Genomic DNA, 17,639 nt, shown 5'->3' with positions numbered 1-17,639 from the left:
AGGTCGTGCTCATTGCAGCACCTCCAGGGTACGTTTTTCCCACCCAGACAAGGTGCCTGGGCCTGAGCGAGCGCGCTTAACAAGCGGCTTACATTTTCCTCACCGGCGGCTTATTCTTGGCCCTCCAAGCGGTGCTAGAGCGCCTCCGAACGATAATCGAAGGCACACCCTGGGGATTCGCAGCTTGCGCTATCTCTTCGAGGAGTACGCATTCGACACTGACCGGCGCGAGTTGCATCGCGGGGCAGACGTGGTCTCCGTCACGCCACAGGTGTTCGATCTGCTCGATTATCTGATCCGCAACAGGGCGCGCGTTGTCAGCAAAGACGACCTCATCAACGCCATTTGGAATGGGCGCATCGTGTCCGATGCAGCGCTGACGACCCGCCTGAATGCCGCTCGGAACGCGATTGGCGATTCGGGCGACGAACAGCGCCTCATCAAAACCCTGCCGCGCAAAGGCTTCCGTTTCGTCGGACAAGTGCGGGAAGCGCAAGAGCCCGCAGGCGTGGCAGGCGACGATAACCCGATAGAATCGCCGAAGCCCGCTCTCCCGCTTCCCGATAAACCCTCGGTCGCCGTTCTCCCCTTCACCAACCTGAGCTCCGATCCGGAGCAGGACTACTTCGCTGATGGAATGGTGGAGGAGATCATTACCGCGCTGTCGCATTTCCGACAGCTGTTCGTGATCGCCCGCAACTCGAGCTTCACCTACAAGGGGCGCGCCGTCGACGTGAAGCAGGTCGGACGTGAACTCGGTGTGCGCTATGTGCTCGAAGGCGGCGTGCGCAAGGCCGCGAACCGGGTGCGCATCACGGCGCAGCTCGTCGATACCGCCACTGGGGCACATCTTTGGGCAGAACGGTTTGATGGTGGTCTCGGCGACATCTTCGATCTGCAGGATCAGGTGACTGAGAGCGTTGTCGGGGCGATCGCGCCGGTGGTGGAAAAAGCCGAGATCGAGCGTGCCAAGCGCAAGCCGACCGAGAGTCTCGACGCCTATGCCCTCTATTTACGCGGGTTGGCCAGGCTTTATCAGTTTGGTAACCGGCAAGCGAACGACGAGGCATTGCGCCTGTTCAACAGCGCGATCGAGCTCGACCCGGATTTTGCCTCCGCCTACGGTCGTGCAACCTATTGCTACGTCCATGCCAAGGCCAGTGGCTGGATTTCAGTCACACCGAGCGAGATTGCCGAAGTGAAGAGGCTCGCCCAACGGGCGGTTGAGTTGGGCAAGGATGACGCGATGGCGCTCGCCGCCAGCGGGTATGCGTTAGCGTTTGTTGTTCGCGATCTCGAGGTAGGCGCCGCCTTAATCGATCGCGCGCTGGGGCTCAATTCTAACTTGGCCGAGGCGTGGTTTTGCGGCGGCTGGGTGAAAAACTGGCTGGGCGAGCCGGAACCGGCGATCGAGCGCTTCGCGCGTGCCATGCGCCTGAGCCCACTCGATCCGTGGGTAACAAGAATGCGAGCCGGGACCGCGCATGCCCATTTCCTCCTGGGCCGGTATGACGAAGCGGCATCCTGGGCGGCAATGGCATTGCAGGACAGGCCGGACCATCAAGCTGCATTACGCGTCGCCGCCGCAAGCAACGCAATGGCCGGACGACCGGAGCAAGCACACAAGGCAATGGCTCGGCTGCGGCAACTGAATCCCACGCTACGTGTTTCCAATCTCAAAGACGTGCTGGGCCCTTGGCAGCGCGAAGACCTTTTGCGATACGAAGAAGGATTGCGGCAAGCCGGGCTGCCCGAATGACCATCGCAGCTAAGTGTTCGCCCGTGGCGACGAGGCGATCGAATCAGTGCGACTTCCCCTTTTGGCCCGTCGCTTCAGTTGGCGCAGTGCAGCAGTATGTCTGAAGTTAGGGGTAGATCGGACGTGTCTGGCCAATTGCAAGAATGTCGAGATTGACCCTTAGCGCACGTCACCGTTGTCGTGATGAATGTCTGCTTTTGGCGTGTTAAAGCAGACGTAGGAATTGAGCGAGCGGACCTCCTATGATCGTTTGTTCCTGCAACGTCCTAAGCGACACCGAGGTGCGAACTGTCGCCAACACTGCGACGCGCCGAACCACCAGCTATGTCTTTAGCTGCCTTGGCACCAGAGCTCGGTGCGGTCGCTGCGCCCGCACCATCCGAGAAATCATGGACGAGGTATTTGACGGAGCGAAAGTCGGTCGTGCGGATGGCGGCGCCGTACTTGCTGCGCCGACGGACAAGCAGCCCTAGGCTTCATGGTGCCGCCATCCAGGTGATCGAATAGCGATGCTATTTGCTGCGGTGCATGAGTCCGGTTGTGGCCCATCGCGTCAATTCGCTGCGCTGCGGAATTTGGTCGCTATCGGGGCATACCGGACTCTCGGCAAACCGTCCGCCCGGCAGGTTTATGAAATCACGGCCTAGATCTATGTCCATGATCAGGCGGCCTTCTCGTTGTCGTTGTTGGCGGGTCGAATGGCTTCGACGTTCATCGCCAGCAGGTGGATGTTGAGCGTGATCGGCTCCTGCCAGGTGAAGCCGGCGCGGTCCCGATGTGTGTGGTTGAAGGTGACCTGATCGACCACCACCGTCGTGAACGGCAGGCGATAATCAGGCCGGGTTCCGATTGCGAACATGAGCGCCTCTATTTGAGCAGCATGTGCATCAGCGCCAGAAAGAGCGGCGATGAAGCGATGAGGAAAACCCTGGCCCGGATGAACTCGCGAGGATCGGTCATGCGAACCCCACGGGGCGACCGCCGCGCATCAGCACAGCGACGAAGCCGAAGTCCCAGGAGCGATCATCGTTGCGCTTGCGGCTGGGCTTCACGTGGAAGCTGTCCGCCTTGTGCTCGGTGATGGCCTTGTTGGCAGCCTTGGTGGCCGCAGTCGGAGACACGTAGAGACGATCAGCGTCCATGGCTGTTCTCTCAGGTCAGGGGTTGCAGGGTTGGTTAGCTGGCTATTTCCACTGCCAGGATGGTTCGTCCTCGGGATCGATCCCGAGGGCCTTCTGGATCATCTGACGCACCGCACCGCGGTGATTGCTCATCGCGAGGGAGAAGTGCAGGGCGGTGTCGGCCAGGATCGCAAGTCGATCGAGCTGAACGACAGCCCACCACAGGCGGCGCATGCCTTCAGCGTATTCGTCCGCGTCGTCCTTCACGGCCTCGGCGCGGGCAAACATCTTGCCAATGATCATCGCGGCGAATGGCTCGCATTCTTCGCTGATGATCGGGAATTTCGTTCGGGCGGTTTCGAGGTGCATCACTGCACCTCGCCGCAGCCGTTGCAGACGTAGGCGCCCTGATCGGGCATCCACTCCCACTCCGACTCCATGCCGGCATCGTTGCATTCGCAGCCGATGTCCTCGGCTTCGTAGAACGGCTCGGCCGGTTCCTCAGTTTCGGGCATTGCTGCCTCCAAATTGGCGCTCCCAGCTGGACTCGAACCAACGTTTCCGGCCTGAGAAGCCGGCGTCCTGGGCCACTAGACGATGGGAGCTATGGGGTTAGATTGGATCGCGGCTGCACGAAAGCAAAGCAAATGCAAGAGCAAATTTTCGCCATGGTTCTGTGAGAGAAGGGGAGGGTCGGAGGGGCCAATTTTCCGGTCGGGAAAATCGCCAAATAATTCCTCCGAAAACCCATCAGAAATTCCCGGACGGGAATTTCGGCCTCAATTTTCGAAAGCCGCCCGGAGCGTATCGATCGCCGCCCGGACCATGTGAGCCGGACGATGCCGAGCCCCCAAGAGGAAGGCAGCATTGGCCAGGGCATAGCACTGGTTCAGGTTCTTGCCGGGGCGATGACGACCCTCCCGGTAGAGGGTATTGAGCAGATCCAGCATCGGTTCCTCCGTTGCGCTGACGACACCAAATCCCAAGAAAGCAGCAGGTATCGAGGGCGCCGCCGATCGCGGGCCGCCGGACATGCACATCCTCAAGGGGACTAAGAGACAGGGGGAGGACAGGGGACGGAGATAGCCGGACCATGGCAGTTACCCCGGGGACGGCAGAAGCCTCCAGCCGGTCATGCCAGTCCATTTGCACGCTATTCCCTGACAAACCCGGCAAAGACGCTCAGGTCCGTCGAACGGTCCCTTCTGACCCCATAAAAAGCAAATTTGCCAATTTCCACTCCGTTTGCACTGCTCAGGCACAAGATCTAGTGCAAATGGGGTGCAAAATGGTCTCCAAACCGGGGTCGAGACCCCATTTTCAGGGGTCCAGACACCAGATATTGTGTTTCACCATTTCAGCGGTGTGTTCTGCTCGATCAGGTCATCGACGAACCGGACACATTGCCGGCCGCAATCCTCCTTTTCGAGCGCGATGTCCCAGAGCTGACGGAAGGCCTCGACGTCCTTCTTGGTCAGGGGCAGCTTGATGTAGCGGCGGATGCGCTGGAGCCTCGAACGAGCGCTCTCATAGCCGGGGTGCATCATGACGCTCATGCGATTTGCTTCCCGATGTGGTCGATGACCTTCTCGGTGTCGACGAAGAGCTGATCGATCGCCACCCGCCGGCCCCGATCGGAGCGGGCAGAGGTGATGCGGTTCATGTCGATCTTGAGCCAGGTCTGGGCCCAGTGCGTCTTGAGGGTAAGGGAGGCGACTTCGGCCGCCATCATGATCAATTCCATGCCGCGCCTCCCGTCATCCAGCCAGCGATGGCGCAGGCGCACAGGATCGCAGCCGCCCAGTGGGGCGGTATCGTCGCGTTGAGCAGTCTCATGGGGCTATGCCTTCGTGGTCAGTCCAAAGCCACCGATGCGGATGCGCTTGGAGTAGGGGTTGATCTCGATCGCTCCACGGGCACGCCCGGAGGCGTCCTCGATCGTGAAGGTTTGCTTGCGCCGGTAGTCCGGGATCTCGCAGTCCCGTTCGTTGCGCTCGGCAGCCTTGCGCTTGGCCGGACGTTCGAAGCGGATGCGGGAGGCGGGTACGGGCGAGTAGATCGACTTGGGCTCGTGCTCGCCGGTCTTGCCGAGCTTGTCGGGGATGTCGTTGGTGTCCCACTCGTCGTAGAACCGATTGAACGTGGCGTACTCGGCCGCCGCCTTCATGTCCGCCTTGGACACGGCAGGGGCAGGGGATGCGACGGGGGCGAAGTTGGCCGCCAGCCAGTCCGCGTTCACGTTCTTTGCCCGTTCGTATCGGGCCTCACGCTCCGCCTTGTCGACGATTTGGCGCGCAGTGGGGCGTTCGATGAAGCGCTTGCCCATCGTTTGGTCTCCAAAATAGGGGTGGGGGTCTCGCCTCAAGGGCGAGGGAAAATTTCCAAACGCCGTCGCGCCGTTCAGAGCCGCAAAAGTGTGGCCCCTGCGATCGGGCAAAAAAAATGCAAGCTAAAGCCCCCGGGGGAGTGACCCCGGGGGTTAGCGGTGGGTTGGATCAGGCCGCGGCCTTTTCCTCCGCCTTGATCAGCACGGGGGTTTCGGGCGCATCGCCGAACACCGACTCGATGCTTTCATCGGCCGCCGCCCGCTTGGCGGTAATCTCGCCGAGTCGACGGATAAGGATTGCCAGCTCGGAGTCGGTCATATTCTCCGCCCGCTTCACAATCGAGTCGATTGCGTCACGGTCCTGTTTCGGCTTATCGACCGAAAGGCGGGCGGTAAGCTTGGCGAAGGAGTCGCCATACTGGCCCTTAACGAAACGGGTAAAGACTTGCTGCAAAGCATCGCCCGTTGCGCCTGCCGCTTTCTTGGCGACGATATCGCGGATAACGTCCGCATGGTTGGCGCAAACGTCCGCCATAAGCCGGAAGGACCATGTCCGCAGTTTCGCCAGCCCTTCCACAAGCCGCGCGCCTTCCGGCTTGGCGAATTGCGTTTTGGCGTGCTTGCCGCCGTCGATATAGTCGGAAACCGCGGTTTCGCGTTCCTTCCGGTCCTTGATCGCCATAAAGCCGGTGACCAAATGGTCAGTGTCGCGCCACACAAGATTGCCTTTGCTGGCGTAGTATTTCAGGAAGGCGCGGAATGTCCGCTTGTTTTCCTTGTCCGTAATGTCCTTGTCCGTTTCCGCCCGCTGCGCTTGCTTGTCAGCCATGACAAGGGCGAGTGCAACGGTAGCAGTGAACGCGGCGGAGTCGTCAGCCTTCACAGCCTTGACCGCTGCATCAAGTGCAATCTGGCCAAGGGATTTGGCGGGGGTGGTATTGGTCGCTTGTGTCATTTGCTCTAGTCCTTTCCAGTTTTCCGGGGGTGCGGAGAAATTTCAGCGATCAGGCAAAGCTCTCCCGTGCCTTGCGAAGGTCCTTCGCAAGGTGTTGGAATGCGCGAGTCATAAGACTCGCTATGAAAGCCCAAACCTAAACCGTTCAAATCACTCCGTTTGCATTTCCCATATGCACAATACAGGAAAGCAAACGATTTGAAAGAGAATTATTTGCATGGATGCAAATTTTTTTCTTGAACTAGGGCCATGCTGGGCCGACTCGCGCCTAGTTTCCACGCCTAAAAGAGCCTTTTTCGACGTCGAGGGGGAGGATCACGCCCAAATGGGCATCAGGCAATGCAAATCCTGGGCAGGATGCGTTTGCATTCCTCAAGCGCTGCCTTTGTACCCCTGACTGGGACGGCCTCCCAGCGGCCCGCGCTGCGGCTCCCGACGGCCCTTCCTCCGTTCGCCGTCTGATCTCTGCAAATCTACGGAGTTGGCAGCAGGTGTTCGCGGTCTGATCTGCAGGGACGTTGAGGACAAGGCATCAACAATAACGCACTGGATGCCGCTGCCTGATTTGCCACCGCTGCCGTAGGCAACCACTGCGCGGTAGCCTGAAAAACCTTCGCGCCTCGTGAAAAACCTTGACTCCCTCTCAGATTGTGGTGGTACGCTAACCCTTTTCAGAGTGGGGGTTTCTATGAAAAGATTGGTTTTCGCCGCGCTTTTTGCCTGCTTAGCCACGTCAGGCGCATTCGCGCAACCGGAGGAGATCGGGCCAGAGGAAGTCGTTAGCCTTGTGGTGGGCAACGAAAAGGTACTCAGCTTCCCCAAAGACATTACCGACGTCATTGTGGTTAACGACGGTATTGTCAGGGCGCGAGCTCATACCCAGCGCACTATATCGCTAACGGCCATAGGGCCAGGCGCGACGAACATCATGTTTTTGGGAAGCGGCGGACAGCGCGTCTACCACGCGCAAATAGTCGTAGGCCCGGCCATGTATCCAGATAAGGAGCCTGGTCACGTCGTCAGGATCTACGGCTGGACGCCCAGCGGCAAACAACAGGGCAACGGCGGCGGCCAGACAATCAATATCAACAATGGTGGCAATCTTAATGCTGGTGGTGGCTCAGATCAGCCCGATTTCGTCGCCCGCTATTGTTCACCAACCGGATGCAGCGCACCGATGCCTCAAACAAAGTCGGAGGGCAAAGAAGAATCTAGCGGAACCCCCGTCCGCTAGGGTCAATCATTTGGCCAGGATTAAGAGTCAGATATGCGAGAAGGCATGGCCAGCGAACGCTATGCCCATTCCCGGCTTACCATTCCAGAACTGCTCGGCCGAGATATAGGCGGGTGTTCACTTGGGTGATACACCCCGCCCCGAAAAAAAACCCACCCTGCTCGGGAGGTTCACGCGGCCGATATCGGCTATGGCCGGCGAGCGCTACGCGCTGATCTAAGAGAACAGCCGCGGTCCGCGAGCAACAAGACCTTCAGTTCAGATCCTTGCCGGTCATGATCTTGTAGCATTGGCGCTCTGCCTTGTCCGCCAGCTCCAAGTAACGCGGCGTCACGTGCAGCCCGCCAGCCATCATCTCGTCGAGGTCCCGTTGAGTGATGAAAGTGGCTACCCCAGTGGCCTTGCACTCGCAGTACACGTGCATGACCTCAGACGTGCTGCCCTCATCACGCAAGCATTTTCGGACCGCGCTATCGATGAAGACCGTCCGATAGTAGCTCGGCTCTCGATAGGGATATTCCTCGGCGAGAGCATCGCCGGCTCTGATTGCAATGGCGCTGATGCAGAGGGCAAGACGTTTCATGCTCGGCACCATAACCCGGAACCATTACCAGCGGATGAGTGAGACCCGCAAAATGCCTCCTACTATCCCACGTGGGCGGCGGTGCCGGGCGGCCCGCCACGCCCCAAAACAAAAGAACCCCCCTATTCGGGAAGTTCTCCTGGAAAGGACGCATTGGACTTTGGGAAATGCAACGGTCCCGAGGTGGACCTGCTACCACATCAGCGCAAAAATGCAAATTACGTGCGCTGGGCTTCGCCCAGACCAATACCGAGCTGGTGCGCCTTCGCCCGCAGCGCCGGCACGGTCCGCTTCATCTGCTTCGAGATCTTGGCGATCGGCGTCCTGGCTTTCGAGTGCGCCTTCAGCGCCTTCACGTCTTCCTTGGTGTATTCCCGCCGCGCGATCTTCTTCGCCTTCGCCATATCAGTCCCTGTTTGCTGAGGATGTGCCGCGCGGCAGCGCAAACGAGGAGCAAATCGTTCCCCGGCGGCCAGCGCTTCGCGCTGTGTACAGCAACACTTTGAAAACAGCAATCCGCCACACAAACGTTCTATGCCGAGCTCCGAGCGAGGCTATAGGGTGGGTCACCTTCATCCCCCACGCATCGCCGTAGCCGCATTCTCGATGATGCGGAGCTGATGGGAGCTGAATATGACCTTCAATCGAGAAGTCTTCCGAGAAGAGCGCTTCGACAGCTGATCGACCGGCACATCGGCCCATCAAGCAGCTTCAAGGACTACATCGAGATATTCGAGGAGCTGGAGCGCGAGCAGGAGCGGCTTGGAGCTGCGGGTGACAAGGCCGGCGGTTTCTCGCCAGAGGATATGGATGAGGTCGAACGAGGAGATGATTGAGGACTAGCCCCACCGCTTCCGCGTCAATGTGACGGTTGCTGTGGCGATTGCGCCACTACTTGCGGATGCCGCCGTGATCTGGTTGGCTTAGGGTCGACGAGGTAGCGTGATGGAAGTTCTCGGGTTCACCATCGAGGAGCTGCGCCGGCTGATGGCCGTGCGATCGGTCCTGCTCAAGATCCTGCGTAGCACGAATGCAAATCAGGAGATCGTCGCCTGGATCGAGCGCGGCGGATCCGCCGAGGTGGTCAGCCTCGATGACTTCAGAACTGATCCTGGACGCGAGAGAACGCGGGGTGCTGTCGGTTCTTCACCTTGATCCACTCGCAGGTCCGCGGCCGGTAGCGCCGCTCGCGGTGCTTGCTGACCAAACCCTCGAGCCCCATGCGGCAGGCCGCGTCGAACAGGCTCGGCCCGATCTCGCCTTGCTCAAAGCGCGCGACGAAGATGCCCTCCGGACGCCAATGCAGGATCTTGGCCAGCCGGCTCTTGCGCTCGAACAGCGGCAGGTCTCGCAGGTCATCGCCGTCGAGCACTACCAGGTCGAAGGCGTAGAGCTGGGCGTCGTCGTTGTAGCGGCCGGAGTGTAGCCAGTCGAACTGCGAGATGCCGCGCACGTCGAGCACGCAGATCTCGCCGTCGATGACGAAGCGCTGCTGCTTCATCTTCAGTGCCGCCTCGACGATCATCGGGTAGCGCCAGGTCCAGTCGAGCCCCGCCTTCGAGAGCACCTTCACGTCCTTGCCCTCGCGGACCACGCGCCCGCGGTAGCCGTCGTACTTCACCTCATGGATCCAATCGGGGCCGGCCGGGACCACCTTCTTGGCCGCCGGCCTGCAAAATTCGAACTTGGTTGGCATGGCCGCCATCTATGCACGGGCGGCCAGAATGCGAGTCCTCAGCGCAGCGGCAGCGGGAGCTGCACGCCGATCTTCCGCCCGAGGTGGCTCTCGATGAAGTCCTGGAGCGCGTCGGAAATCTCCCGACCCTCGGCGCTGATCCGGTGCTCCAGCTCGCGGGCCACGTCCTCCGAGGCGTCTCGCGACCATCCCTCGGCCGGGTTGAAGGCGACGACCCGCCGCACCTGGTCGTACTGGCCGCCGAGCAGGTCGGTGATCAGAGTCTGGTAGTCGATGCCCTCGTCGGTCTCGCGGAACGCCGCGCCGCTCCTGAAGTCCTCCAGGACCAGGTAGAAATGATCATCAAGGGCATGGGCGACAAGTGCCAATTTCAATGGCATGCCGGTCGGCCGGCTGATCTCGGGCGTCATCGCTGTGGCCTGGGGGCATGCTGGGCCGCGGCGTCATCAGCCAGACGCGGGCGTTGGTGGCTTACAGCAATTGCGCCAATCGGCGACTCATACGAGTTCGGCCAGCCAAATTAGCATGGTAAAAGGTGTCGAGGACTTCATCTTCGCGAAGGAAGAAATCAGATGAATCCCCAAGCACCGGCACGCCTAGCCCTTTGAAAGTGTCCCGGATGGCAGAAAACAGCACCAGGTAGCGCATCTCCGAGTAAGCCGCGCGATCGATCATAGGAGGCCAAACGTATTTTACATTGACCCCATTTGCTCTCGCCCAATTGACGAAGTCAACGATCGCCTGAATTGGGTTGTGGCTCTCTGGAGCTGACACTGAGATTGGCGGATAGGACCTCGCCAGAGCTCGCATTCTTGGAGTTATATCCGCGTCTGCCCCAGCCGTTTCGTCGCCCGAAGCAGTTACGGTCTCGGCCCGGTAAAGGGGAAGAGTCCAAGGGATGAGCCTTTGAAAATATGTCGAGATTAAATGCTTGGGAGAAAAGCCATAAACAAATTGCGGGATGTCCTTCGGCGGACACTCAGCCATATAGCCTGAATCAAACATCGCAACGAAACTGCCGGCAACGTCGCTCGGTCGCGCCCGCTTGAAAAGATGATATTCCAAGGAAAGAACGGCCGTATCGCCGCGCTTCAGAGAACGCTTAGCTCGATCGAGAATATAGTCGGCGCCCAGGCCGGCGTGGACACCTAGATTTACGACCGGAACACCGATCAACCGCGAGATCGTCTCACCCGAGAAGCCAAAATGCGTAGAAGATCCTCCGATGAGGACAATCTTAGGCCCTTCAATCTCCGCTGCTGCCGTTTCCTTGCGCTCATAGGTACTGGCAATCCATGCCGCGTCATACGGCGGTGTGATGAGACGAATGAATCCGTTCCAGCCCAATGCAAGAAGTAAGATCACAGCCAAAGTGAGGAGAAGGCGGCGCATGCTAGAACTGGAAATAGAGAAATTCAGATGGTGCCGAGCCGAATATTCCAAAGCAAGAAAGCCACAGCAGCACCCCCGAAACGATTGCCGTTCTGAATGAGAGATGCAAACTCCGCTCCGTTAGCGGCGCGCCCTTTCCGTCTAGCGCAAATATCTCGGCCGTATTTGGGGCGCACCATATGATCGCAAACGCGATCACCAGCATGAGCCAGAGTACGCTGAAATCTGTAAACGGCAAAGTCTGCCCCCAAGCGATGCCGGCCAATCGATCAACGCCGAGAAGGTAGGCAACCTCGCCGGGCAACGAGACGACCGAACCTCCAAACATGGCCTGAACAACATTCCATGCCGTCACGAAGTCAGGGGCACGAAAAAAAACCCAAGCGACCACGACCATAAAAAACGTCATAGGCGCATAGACCGGGCGCAGCAATGTATCCACCAGTGGAAGCCGCGACGATACGTTGTCCCTCCACAAGTGATTTGCCGCGAGAAGGGCTCCATGGAATGCGCCCCACGCGACGAAGGTCCACGCCGCGCCGTGCCACAAACCACCGAGAAGCATCACGGTCATAAGATTTGCATATCGCCTGACGGGTCCTGACCGCCCACCTCCCATGGGGATATACAGGTAGTCTCGCAAGAACCCAGATAGTGTTATATGCCATCGGCGCCAGAATTCGATGATGGACGTTGCTTTGTAGGGCGAGAAGAAGTTTAGCGGGAGCACTATTCCGAACATCAGGCCGAGGCCGATCGCCATATCTGAGTAGCCGGAAAAGTCGAAATATAGCTGCGCAGTATAGCCGAGCGCCGCGCCCCATGCCGAAAAGAAATCAGGGAGTGCCACCGAGCTTTTTGCAAAAATAGGCGCGATAGAACTGGCGATCGAATCCGCAATCAGGGTTTTCTTTGCAAGGCCCACCGCGAATACGGGCAAGCCAAGCCAAAACGTCTCCCAAGAAACCGCAAACCTATTTTTGAATTGAGTTATGATATCCTGATAGTGCAGCAGTGGGCCGGCGATCAAATGCGGGAAGAACACAACAGACAGTAAATATTCCTTTAGAGGAACAGTCTCCATCTCCCTATTGTAAGTGTCGACGATAAAGGCGACCTGTTGAAAGCTGTAAAACGAGATCGCCAATGGGAGTGCTATTGCCATGGTGCTTTGATGGATGCCTAAGAGGCCACCTAAATTTCCCAAGAAAAAATTGGCGTACTTGAAATATGCCAATGCACCTATATTTCCCGCAACGCCCAACCACATTAGCGCGAGGCGCTTCCTTCGCCGCTTCGAGTCAGCGATCAATCGCGCAACAGTAAAGTTGAAGGCAATCGATGTTCCGATTATAGGAAGCGCCCGCCAGTCCCAATAACCATAGAAAAACAATGAGCATGCGGCCAAGCAAATCATTCCGAACCGCCGATCGCCAAGTCTGGACGAAAGAGCGGTTGCGATGAGAGCGACGGGGAGGAACGCGAACAGGAACTCTGGCGAATTGAAAAGCATAAAGACAGACAACCCCAGCGGGCGATCTGCCTAACATAGTCTGGGGCAACTTGGAACAGGACTCGGGCCGCGGGTGCTTACCAGGAGGCCGCCTCCACAGCGCAGGCTACTGCTCTATCCTGAATATGAAGGAAGGATCGTCTTGTCGAAATAAAACGTCTTGTAATCGCCGGCTGTAATGTAGCTCCTTGTCGAGCCGGTCGTTCGGGATGATGGAAGGGGACGCCATACGCGGAACTCCACTGACGGAGTCCAAGGTAGGTCATCGATCGCTCGAATGCGAATCATTCGCCCCGATGCCGCGGTGCGCCGCCTGGATGTGCGCCGGCACGCCGGCATTGGTAATCTCCTCGCCGCAGAAGCAGCGCGCCCGGCCGCTCTCTCGCTGCGTCGGCATCGGCAGCCGCTCGTCATGCATCCGGTCCTTCCAGGCATGGAAGTCACGGGACTGGCGCCACAGCTCGAAGTGCGCCTCGGTGCGGGTGACGAGCAGCTTCCTCCACGCCTCCTCGAAGCCGGCCCGCGCCTGCTCGAAGGTCTCGGCCGTCCCGTTGGTCGACTGACCTGGGTCACAGCCGGGATAGAAGCCGCAGTTCCATACCCACTGCGGAGCATGGGTGGGGACGCCGGCACGCTTACCGATGTGCCCCACCCGGACGTCGCCGTAGTAGACGAACCATCCGCCGGCTCGGTGAGGCTCCTTGTCCGGGCGTCGGGTCAGCTGGGTCAATTGTGTCAACCAGAGCTGGCCCCGCAAATTCGGACAGTAGCTTGAGTGGATTTTCTGCCTGACAGCGGCGAGGATTCTTGCTGCGAATCAGGAGCGAAGATGACGAAGAAGAGCCGCCGGACGCATTCTCCGGCATTCAAGGCGAAGGTTGCTTTGGCTGCGGTCAAAGGCGACAAGACACTGGCGGAGCTGGCGCAACTGTTTGATGTTCATCCGAACCAGATCACGATCTGGAAAAACCAGCTCCTGGAAGGCGCCGCCGGCGTGTTTGGGCATGACAAGACATCGGCCGAGACGCCGGTCGATTTGAAGGCGTTACATGCCAAGATCGGCGAGCTGGCGTTGGAAAACGATTTTTTGTCCGGCGCGCTCACCAAGGCGGGCCTGCTGAGCGCAAAGCGATGATCGACCGCGATCATGATCTTTCTATCGTGCGCCAGGCGAAGGTCCTGAAGCTGGCTCGCAGCACGGTCTACTATGAACCTCGGCCAGTTTCGGCCGAGGACCTTGCCTTGATGCGTCGGCTCGATGAGCTGCATCTCGATTATCCCTTCGCGGGAGCGCGTATGCTGCGATCGTTGCTGCGGCGGGAGGGCGTATACGCCGGTCGCCGCCACATCGCGACGCTGATGAAGCGCATGGGGATCGAGGCGGTCTATCGTCGCCCGAACACGAGCAAGCCGGCTCCGGGTCACAAGATCTACCCGTACCTGTTGCGCGGATTGAAGATCGAGCGGCCCGACCATGCGTGGGCAATGGACATCACCTACATTCCGATGCGGCGTGGCTTCGTCTATCTCGCGGCGGTCGTCGATGTGTTCAGCCGACGGGTCCTGGCCCATCGCGTCTCGATCACAATGGAGGCGGCCTTCTGCGTCGAAGCGGTCCAGGAGGCGTTGGCGAAGCACGGCAGGCCCGAGATTTTCAACACGGATCAGGGCAGCCAGTTCACCAGCCTCGAGTTCACCGATGTGCTGCTGGACGCGAAGATCGCCATCAGCATGGACGGCAAGGGCGCCTGGCGCGACAACGTGTTTGTCGAGCGGCTCTGGCGCACGGTCAAATACGAAGAAGTTTATCTCCGCGCCTACGACAGCGTGTCCGAGGCGCGAGCGTCAATTGCCAAGTATCTGGCCTTCTACAATCAGGGACGCCCTCACTCGAGCCTTGACGGGCGCACGCCCGACGAGGCTTACTTCGGCACGCAAGCTATGGTGATGGCCGCATGACCGTCGCCGACGGTTTTGTCGTCGCTCTGGTCGGGCTACGCCCTCCCGACGCAACGACAAAACCGTAAAGCCCCGCGTTCAGCATAACCCGGCAGGAATCCACTTAAATCCAGCGGGGCGCTGTCCAAACAACCGGGGCCAGCTCTACCTGTGGTTTCTGACAGGCCCCGCACCTGGGGGGCGGGGCGCTGACGCGCCCAGATCTAACCCCACGCGCGCGCCGCCGCGAGGGGATGGACCACCGGCAGGAGCTGCCGGTGTGGCAAATATGGCGCGGCGAGAGTTGCCGGTACCCACCGGCAGGAGCTGCCGCTACCACCGGCAGGAGCTGCCGGTAAACCATCATATAACCATCAGTGAACCATCATCATAACCTTGGACCCCGCCTGGCGGCTGGTCGACCGGTTTCAACACCTGGGACGGATTTCGGGCCTGACTTGTTGAAACGCAACCCGGCCGGGGTCCCCCGTTTGCATTCCATTTGCATTCCCCTTGACGAAACCGGGGGGGGGCGGTGTATTGGTCGGCGTAGATTAGCATTCGTGCAAATCATTCAACCCTCTGTTCGCCCCGACCTCGGAACAGCCGGCTCCAACCTGGCTGAACCGGGGAAGGAGGCCTTTTGCCAATTTCAACCCGGGAGCTGCGACATGATGGACGACCTCGTCTTCGTCGTCGCGCTCGGCCAGCTCACGATCCAGCTGATGGCCCTGACTTTCGTGGCTCTGGCGACCGGAGCTGTGACCTTGATCGTCATGAACCTGCTGGCCCCGGACCAAACCGACAAGGCTCGCAAATGAGTTCCGATCCCATCCTCAATTCCGTCATCGGCTTCGAAGTCGCCTGTTTCCTGGCGCTCGCCCTGACGCAGCTTTCGTACCTGCACTGATTACCCAGAGCCCGGTCTCGTCTGAACGGCGAGCCGGGGCACCATTCAAAAAAGCGAAGGACATCATGGGCGTGATGGAAAAGCTGACGAATGCGGCACTCGACGCATTCGAAACCGAACTGAAGTGCTGGCAGCGGCGCGGCACCTGGCGACCAGGCACCACGATGCTGGTCCGCTATCCGATGTCGCGGTCCATCGACATGGACATCAAGGTCGCTGCCGAGGAGCGCATCGAGCAGATCGAGATGGAGGACGAGCACGTCCACATGTTCATCGTCCGCGCAGCCATGGAAAAGGCGGTCACCGCCGTCCGTGAGGAGCTTGGCCGATGATCCCGCCCGAGTTCACCCAGCTCCTGATCGGCGCCGCCATCGCGATCGCCTTTGGCATCCTCGTTGCGGACATCGCCGCGTGAACGAGATCCTGAGCCGGCACACCGAGAACATGATGCTGTTCGGCTGGACATCGAGCTGAGCATCGACGGCAAGCGCATCCCGCTCGACGACTTCAGCTTCGGTCCGACGCGGGAGATCGACACCGAGATGCTCTCGACCTTCGCGACCACGAACCTCCAGATCGAGGGCGAGATCGTGATGACGGCGGAGCAGGAGGCCGAGATGGCCAAGTGGTGGGAAGACCTCTGGCACCGCGAGTTCATGCGCCAGTGCATGGGGTATCCAAGCGAATACGCCGAGAGCCTCCGCGCCGCCAAAGCGCAGGTCTGACGTGGTCCACGACCCGATCTCGACGTCGCCGATGGCGATGCAGGCCTACCAGATCATCAAGCAGCTCGAACCGCTGGTCGGCAACGTCAAGGCGCAAGCCTGGATGCTGCGCGGCAACGAGCTGCTCGGCGGGATCACGCCGGTCACAGCAATCAAGGAGCAGCGGCTTCCGGACGTCCAGAGGGCGGCCCGCGTCGTCGCCATCGATAGGGGACGTTTCAATGAGCCGGCTGACACTGGCGCGAGGCGATGACTGGAGCGGCATCTACGTCGACGGCCAGCTCATCACCGAAGGACATTCATTCCGCGAGCTGGAGATCGTCGAGATCTGCATCGAGCACAAAGTCACCGTCGCAGAAGGCAAAGAGGTCGACACCATCTGGCTGAACGGCCAGGGCAGCCTGCCTGAGCGCGAAGAAGAGGTAATCTGGGCATGACCGGCCACTATCCCCCCGCCTACTTGGTTTCGCGACCCTGATCGCTTACGTCCTGGCCATCGCCGCCTGGGTCACCCACGTCGTCACCTGCATCAAGGCGGCGTCCTGGGCGCTGCTCTTCATCGGCGCCATCATCTTCCCGGTCGGGGTCATCCACGGCTGGGGCGTCTGGCTGGGGATCTGGTGATGAACTACTGGCTCATCACTCTGGCGCTTCTGATCGGCGCCAACTGGATCGCCTCCGCCATCATCGACTCCACCGACGAGCTGAACAACACCATCGAGCGCCTGGTTCAGGAGCTGATCGGCGATGAAGAGGAGGAGTGATGCCATTCCCCCTGTCCGTCTTCATGTTCAGCTACGCCATCTGGCAGGCCTCGATCGAGCGCGCATTCACCTTCAACCCGTTCGAGGTGATCGATGCGCGGCTCAAGAACCTTTGATCGCATCATCATCCTGGTGCCCCTCATCGTTGTGATCGTCGCGCTGCTGTTGATGCACGCCGTGGTCATCGTCTTCGGCTGAGCGGCCAGCTCCTCGAGTCCACCATGAACTCCCTCGTTCGCCTGGCGCTCGCCGGGCTGCTGGCGCTTGCCTCGGTGCCGGCATCCGCGACCGTGTTCGTCGCAAACGACCCCGGCGGCAAGATCGTCGACTACATCCAGAAGTACTCGGCCCTGCGCGACACAGGCGAGAAGGTCGTCGTGGCCGGCGAATGCGTCTCGGCCTGCACCTACTTCCTCGGCCTGCTGCCGAAAAGCCAGTTCTGCACGACGCCGGAAGCCATGCTCGGCTTCCACAGCGCCTCGGTCAAGACGGTCTATGACGACGGCCGGGTCGAGTACACGCACGCCGTCGAGATGAGCGCGCTGATCTGGCGACTCTATCCGAAGAACGTGCAGCGCATCCTCAAGAGGCTGGGCTGGAACGGCGACCGCGCCGAGATCCCGCACCCGGCTGTGGTCTGGGTCAAGGGCACCACGCTGCGCGCCATGGCGCCACCCTGCACCGCGGACGATCTGACATGAGACGCCGCAAACTCGCCGACAG

General features: G+C 59.9%; 28 protein-coding genes and 1 tRNA gene. 12 read left to right on the top strand and 17 right to left on the bottom strand.

Annotated features, from left to right (window positions below; genetic code table 11):
* Positions 1–184 precede the first annotated feature (184 nt).
* Entirely contained in the window at positions 185–1,759 is a 1,575-nt protein-coding gene (locus ABIF91_RS08175) for a winged helix-turn-helix domain-containing tetratricopeptide repeat protein (protein WP_424579020.1), read from the top strand.
* A 242-nt stretch (positions 1,760–2,001) separates the two neighbouring features.
* Positions 2,002–2,232 carry a (2Fe-2S)-binding protein gene (locus ABIF91_RS08170; protein WP_258768175.1) on the top strand — a complete coding sequence of 77 codons (231 nt, stop codon included), beginning with the start codon at positions 2,002–2,004 and terminating at the stop codon, positions 2,230–2,232.
* Positions 2,233–2,420: 188 nt separating this feature from the next.
* Here ABIF91_RS08170 and ABIF91_RS08165 read toward each other — a convergent pair whose 3' ends face one another.
* From ABIF91_RS08165 to ABIF91_RS08120, 10 genes are all read right to left on the bottom strand, one after another.
* Positions 2,421–2,618, bottom strand: coding sequence for a hypothetical protein (locus tag ABIF91_RS08165; protein ID WP_424579019.1), 198 nt, complete (start codon positions 2,616–2,618; stop codon positions 2,421–2,423).
* 97 nt (positions 2,619–2,715) lie between these two features.
* Positions 2,716–2,901 (bottom strand): hypothetical protein, encoded by a 186-nt coding sequence (locus tag ABIF91_RS08160; RefSeq protein WP_424579018.1) that lies wholly within the window; start codon positions 2,899–2,901, stop codon positions 2,716–2,718.
* Positions 2,902–2,943: 42 nt separating this feature from the next.
* Positions 2,944–3,249 (bottom strand): hypothetical protein, encoded by a 306-nt coding sequence (locus ABIF91_RS08155; RefSeq protein ID WP_424579017.1) that lies wholly within the window; start codon positions 3,247–3,249, stop codon positions 2,944–2,946.
* Positions 3,249–3,395 carry a hypothetical protein gene (locus tag ABIF91_RS08150; RefSeq protein WP_424579016.1) on the bottom strand — a complete coding sequence of 49 codons (147 nt, stop codon included), beginning with the start codon at positions 3,393–3,395 and terminating at the stop codon, positions 3,249–3,251. Before ABIF91_RS08150 ends, ABIF91_RS08155 begins: the two co-directional genes overlap by 1 nt.
* A 14-nt stretch (positions 3,396–3,409) precedes the next feature.
* Positions 3,410–3,485 (bottom strand) — tRNA-Glu (locus ABIF91_RS08145).
* Between the two features lie 174 nt (positions 3,486–3,659).
* Positions 3,660–3,830, bottom strand: a complete 171-nt coding sequence (locus ABIF91_RS08140; RefSeq protein ID WP_424579015.1) for a hypothetical protein — start codon at positions 3,828–3,830, stop codon at positions 3,660–3,662.
* Positions 3,831–4,229: 399 nt separating this feature from the next.
* Positions 4,230–4,436: a hypothetical protein gene (locus ABIF91_RS08135; RefSeq protein WP_424579014.1), complete on the bottom strand. Its 207-nt coding sequence runs from the start codon at positions 4,434–4,436 to the stop codon at positions 4,230–4,232.
* Positions 4,433–4,666, bottom strand: coding sequence for a hypothetical protein (locus ABIF91_RS08130; protein WP_424579013.1), 234 nt, complete (start codon positions 4,664–4,666; stop codon positions 4,433–4,435). The genes ABIF91_RS08135 and ABIF91_RS08130 overlap by 4 nt, the downstream gene beginning before the upstream one ends.
* A 54-nt stretch (positions 4,667–4,720) precedes the next feature.
* Positions 4,721–5,206 (bottom strand): hypothetical protein, encoded by a 486-nt coding sequence (locus ABIF91_RS08125; protein WP_424579012.1) that lies wholly within the window; start codon positions 5,204–5,206, stop codon positions 4,721–4,723.
* Between the two features lie 169 nt (positions 5,207–5,375).
* Positions 5,376–6,161 carry a hypothetical protein gene (locus tag ABIF91_RS08120; protein ID WP_424579011.1) on the bottom strand — a complete coding sequence of 262 codons (786 nt, stop codon included), beginning with the start codon at positions 6,159–6,161 and terminating at the stop codon, positions 5,376–5,378.
* A gap of 688 nt (positions 6,162–6,849) precedes the next feature.
* Between ABIF91_RS08120 and ABIF91_RS08115 the strand changes: the two genes are divergently transcribed.
* Positions 6,850–7,395 carry a pilus assembly protein N-terminal domain-containing protein gene (locus ABIF91_RS08115; RefSeq protein WP_424579010.1) on the top strand — a complete coding sequence of 182 codons (546 nt, stop codon included), beginning with the start codon at positions 6,850–6,852 and terminating at the stop codon, positions 7,393–7,395.
* 253 nt (positions 7,396–7,648) lie between these two features.
* On the opposite strand, the gene ABIF91_RS08110 is transcribed toward ABIF91_RS08115, so the two are convergent.
* Positions 7,649–7,978: a hypothetical protein gene (locus tag ABIF91_RS08110; RefSeq protein ID WP_424579009.1), complete on the bottom strand. Its 330-nt coding sequence runs from the start codon at positions 7,976–7,978 to the stop codon at positions 7,649–7,651.
* A gap of 218 nt (positions 7,979–8,196) precedes the next feature.
* Positions 8,197–8,382 carry a hypothetical protein gene (locus ABIF91_RS08105; RefSeq protein WP_424579008.1) on the bottom strand — a complete coding sequence of 62 codons (186 nt, stop codon included), beginning with the start codon at positions 8,380–8,382 and terminating at the stop codon, positions 8,197–8,199.
* Between the two features lie 216 nt (positions 8,383–8,598).
* Between ABIF91_RS08105 and ABIF91_RS08100 the strand changes: the two genes are divergently transcribed.
* Positions 8,599–8,814 (top strand): hypothetical protein, encoded by a 216-nt coding sequence (locus ABIF91_RS08100; protein WP_424579007.1) that lies wholly within the window; start codon positions 8,599–8,601, stop codon positions 8,812–8,814.
* A 263-nt stretch (positions 8,815–9,077) separates the two neighbouring features.
* Here the strand turns inward: ABIF91_RS08100 and ABIF91_RS08095 are convergent, their stop codons facing one another.
* From ABIF91_RS08095 to ABIF91_RS08075, 5 genes are all read right to left on the bottom strand, one after another.
* A complete protein-coding gene (locus ABIF91_RS08095; protein WP_424579006.1) occupies positions 9,078–9,674 on the bottom strand; it encodes an RNA ligase family protein in 597 nt (198 codons plus the stop codon).
* Positions 9,675–9,712: 38 nt separating this feature from the next.
* Positions 9,713–10,084: a hypothetical protein gene (locus tag ABIF91_RS08090; RefSeq protein ID WP_424579005.1), complete on the bottom strand. Its 372-nt coding sequence runs from the start codon at positions 10,082–10,084 to the stop codon at positions 9,713–9,715.
* Between the two features lie 61 nt (positions 10,085–10,145).
* Positions 10,146–11,066: a hypothetical protein gene (locus ABIF91_RS08085; RefSeq protein ID WP_424579004.1), complete on the bottom strand. Its 921-nt coding sequence runs from the start codon at positions 11,064–11,066 to the stop codon at positions 10,146–10,148.
* 1 nt (position 11,067) lies between these two features.
* Positions 11,068–12,336 (bottom strand): MBOAT family O-acyltransferase, encoded by a 1,269-nt coding sequence (locus ABIF91_RS08080; RefSeq protein WP_424579092.1) that lies wholly within the window; start codon positions 12,334–12,336, stop codon positions 11,068–11,070.
* A gap of 505 nt (positions 12,337–12,841) precedes the next feature.
* Entirely contained in the window at positions 12,842–13,309 is a 468-nt protein-coding gene (locus ABIF91_RS08075; RefSeq protein WP_424579003.1) for a hypothetical protein, read from the bottom strand.
* A gap of 99 nt (positions 13,310–13,408) precedes the next feature.
* Here ABIF91_RS08075 and ABIF91_RS08070 point away from each other — a divergent pair.
* The 8 genes from ABIF91_RS08070 to ABIF91_RS08035 all read left to right on the top strand — a co-directional run bounded on the left by ABIF91_RS08070 (position 13,409) and on the right by ABIF91_RS08035 (position 17,617).
* Positions 13,409–14,538, top strand: a protein-coding gene (locus tag ABIF91_RS08070; RefSeq protein WP_129557670.1) for an IS3-like element ISRj2 family transposase whose coding sequence is annotated in 2 segments (ribosomal slippage) — positions 13,409–13,661 and positions 13,661–14,538 — 1,131 coding nt in all. Because the reading frame shifts where the segments join, the coding sequence is not laid out codon by codon here.
* Positions 14,539–15,188: 650 nt separating this feature from the next.
* Positions 15,189–15,338, top strand: a complete 150-nt coding sequence (locus ABIF91_RS08065; RefSeq protein WP_424579002.1) for a hypothetical protein — start codon at positions 15,189–15,191, stop codon at positions 15,336–15,338.
* Between the two features lie 154 nt (positions 15,339–15,492).
* The gene (locus ABIF91_RS08060) at positions 15,493–15,759 is read left to right on the top strand and encodes a hypothetical protein (protein WP_424579001.1); all 267 of its coding nucleotides are present in this window, start codon (positions 15,493–15,495) and stop codon (positions 15,757–15,759) included.
* Positions 15,760–15,822: 63 nt separating this feature from the next.
* Positions 15,823–16,152 (top strand): hypothetical protein, encoded by a 330-nt coding sequence (locus ABIF91_RS08055; protein WP_424579000.1) that lies wholly within the window; start codon positions 15,823–15,825, stop codon positions 16,150–16,152.
* A 31-nt stretch (positions 16,153–16,183) separates the two neighbouring features.
* Positions 16,184–16,405 carry a hypothetical protein gene (locus ABIF91_RS08050; protein WP_424578999.1) on the top strand — a complete coding sequence of 74 codons (222 nt, stop codon included), beginning with the start codon at positions 16,184–16,186 and terminating at the stop codon, positions 16,403–16,405.
* Positions 16,374–16,589, top strand: a complete 216-nt coding sequence (locus ABIF91_RS08045) for a hypothetical protein (protein WP_424578998.1) — start codon at positions 16,374–16,376, stop codon at positions 16,587–16,589. The genes ABIF91_RS08050 and ABIF91_RS08045 overlap by 32 nt, the downstream gene beginning before the upstream one ends.
* 186 nt (positions 16,590–16,775) lie before the next feature.
* Entirely contained in the window at positions 16,776–16,916 is a 141-nt protein-coding gene (locus ABIF91_RS08040) for a hypothetical protein (protein ID WP_424578997.1), read from the top strand.
* A gap of 221 nt (positions 16,917–17,137) precedes the next feature.
* On the top strand, positions 17,138–17,617 hold the full coding sequence (locus ABIF91_RS08035) for a hypothetical protein (protein WP_424578996.1): 480 nt from the start codon (positions 17,138–17,140) through the stop codon (positions 17,615–17,617).
* The last annotated feature ends 22 nt before the right edge of the window (positions 17,618–17,639 follow it).

This window comes from Bradyrhizobium sp. USDA 241, assembly GCF_049739505.1.
Classification (GTDB): Bacteria; Pseudomonadota; Alphaproteobacteria; order Rhizobiales; family Xanthobacteraceae; genus Bradyrhizobium; species Bradyrhizobium liaoningense.
This window is presented reverse-complemented; position numbering and strand designations above follow the sequence as displayed.

Coding starts and splice junctions, on each gene's coding strand:
- ABIF91_RS08140 (WP_424579015.1), bottom strand. CDS start 3,830: ATGCTGGATCTGCTCAATACCCTCTACCGGGAGGGTCGTCATCGCCCC.
- ABIF91_RS08100 (WP_424579007.1), top strand. CDS start 8,599: ATGGGAGCTGAATATGACCTTCAATCGAGAAGTCTTCCGAGAAGAGCG.
- ABIF91_RS08060 (WP_424579001.1), top strand. CDS start 15,493: ATGGGCGTGATGGAAAAGCTGACGAATGCGGCACTCGACGCATTCGAA.
- ABIF91_RS08115 (WP_424579010.1), top strand. CDS start 6,850: ATGAAAAGATTGGTTTTCGCCGCGCTTTTTGCCTGCTTAGCCACGTCA.
- ABIF91_RS08160 (WP_424579018.1), bottom strand. CDS start 2,901: ATGGACGCTGATCGTCTCTACGTGTCTCCGACTGCGGCCACCAAGGCT.
- ABIF91_RS08120 (WP_424579011.1), bottom strand. CDS start 6,161: ATGACACAAGCGACCAATACCACCCCCGCCAAATCCCTTGGCCAGATT.
- ABIF91_RS08135 (WP_424579014.1), bottom strand. CDS start 4,436: ATGAGCGTCATGATGCACCCCGGCTATGAGAGCGCTCGTTCGAGGCTC.
- ABIF91_RS08085 (WP_424579004.1), bottom strand. CDS start 11,066: ATGCGCCGCCTTCTCCTCACTTTGGCTGTGATCTTACTTCTTGCATTG.
- ABIF91_RS08150 (WP_424579016.1), bottom strand. CDS start 3,395: ATGCCCGAAACTGAGGAACCGGCCGAGCCGTTCTACGAAGCCGAGGAC.
- ABIF91_RS08095 (WP_424579006.1), bottom strand. CDS start 9,674: ATGCCAACCAAGTTCGAATTTTGCAGGCCGGCGGCCAAGAAGGTGGTC.
- ABIF91_RS08050 (WP_424578999.1), top strand. CDS start 16,184: ATGGCGATGCAGGCCTACCAGATCATCAAGCAGCTCGAACCGCTGGTC.
- ABIF91_RS08105 (WP_424579008.1), bottom strand. CDS start 8,382: ATGGCGAAGGCGAAGAAGATCGCGCGGCGGGAATACACCAAGGAAGAC.
- ABIF91_RS08165 (WP_424579019.1), bottom strand. CDS start 2,618: ATGTTCGCAATCGGAACCCGGCCTGATTATCGCCTGCCGTTCACGACG.
- ABIF91_RS08080 (WP_424579092.1), bottom strand. CDS start 12,336: ATGTGGTTGGGCGTTGCGGGAAATATAGGTGCATTGGCATATTTCAAG.
- ABIF91_RS08110 (WP_424579009.1), bottom strand. CDS start 7,978: ATGAAACGTCTTGCCCTCTGCATCAGCGCCATTGCAATCAGAGCCGGC.
- ABIF91_RS08170 (WP_258768175.1), top strand. CDS start 2,002: ATGATCGTTTGTTCCTGCAACGTCCTAAGCGACACCGAGGTGCGAACT.
- ABIF91_RS08040 (WP_424578997.1), top strand. CDS start 16,776: ATGAACTACTGGCTCATCACTCTGGCGCTTCTGATCGGCGCCAACTGG.
- ABIF91_RS08065 (WP_424579002.1), top strand. CDS start 15,189: ATGATGGACGACCTCGTCTTCGTCGTCGCGCTCGGCCAGCTCACGATC.
- ABIF91_RS08035 (WP_424578996.1), top strand. CDS start 17,138: ATGAACTCCCTCGTTCGCCTGGCGCTCGCCGGGCTGCTGGCGCTTGCC.
- ABIF91_RS08090 (WP_424579005.1), bottom strand. CDS start 10,084: ATGACGCCCGAGATCAGCCGGCCGACCGGCATGCCATTGAAATTGGCA.
- ABIF91_RS08125 (WP_424579012.1), bottom strand. CDS start 5,206: ATGGGCAAGCGCTTCATCGAACGCCCCACTGCGCGCCAAATCGTCGAC.
- ABIF91_RS08155 (WP_424579017.1), bottom strand. CDS start 3,249: ATGCACCTCGAAACCGCCCGAACGAAATTCCCGATCATCAGCGAAGAA.
- ABIF91_RS08045 (WP_424578998.1), top strand. CDS start 16,374: ATGAGCCGGCTGACACTGGCGCGAGGCGATGACTGGAGCGGCATCTAC.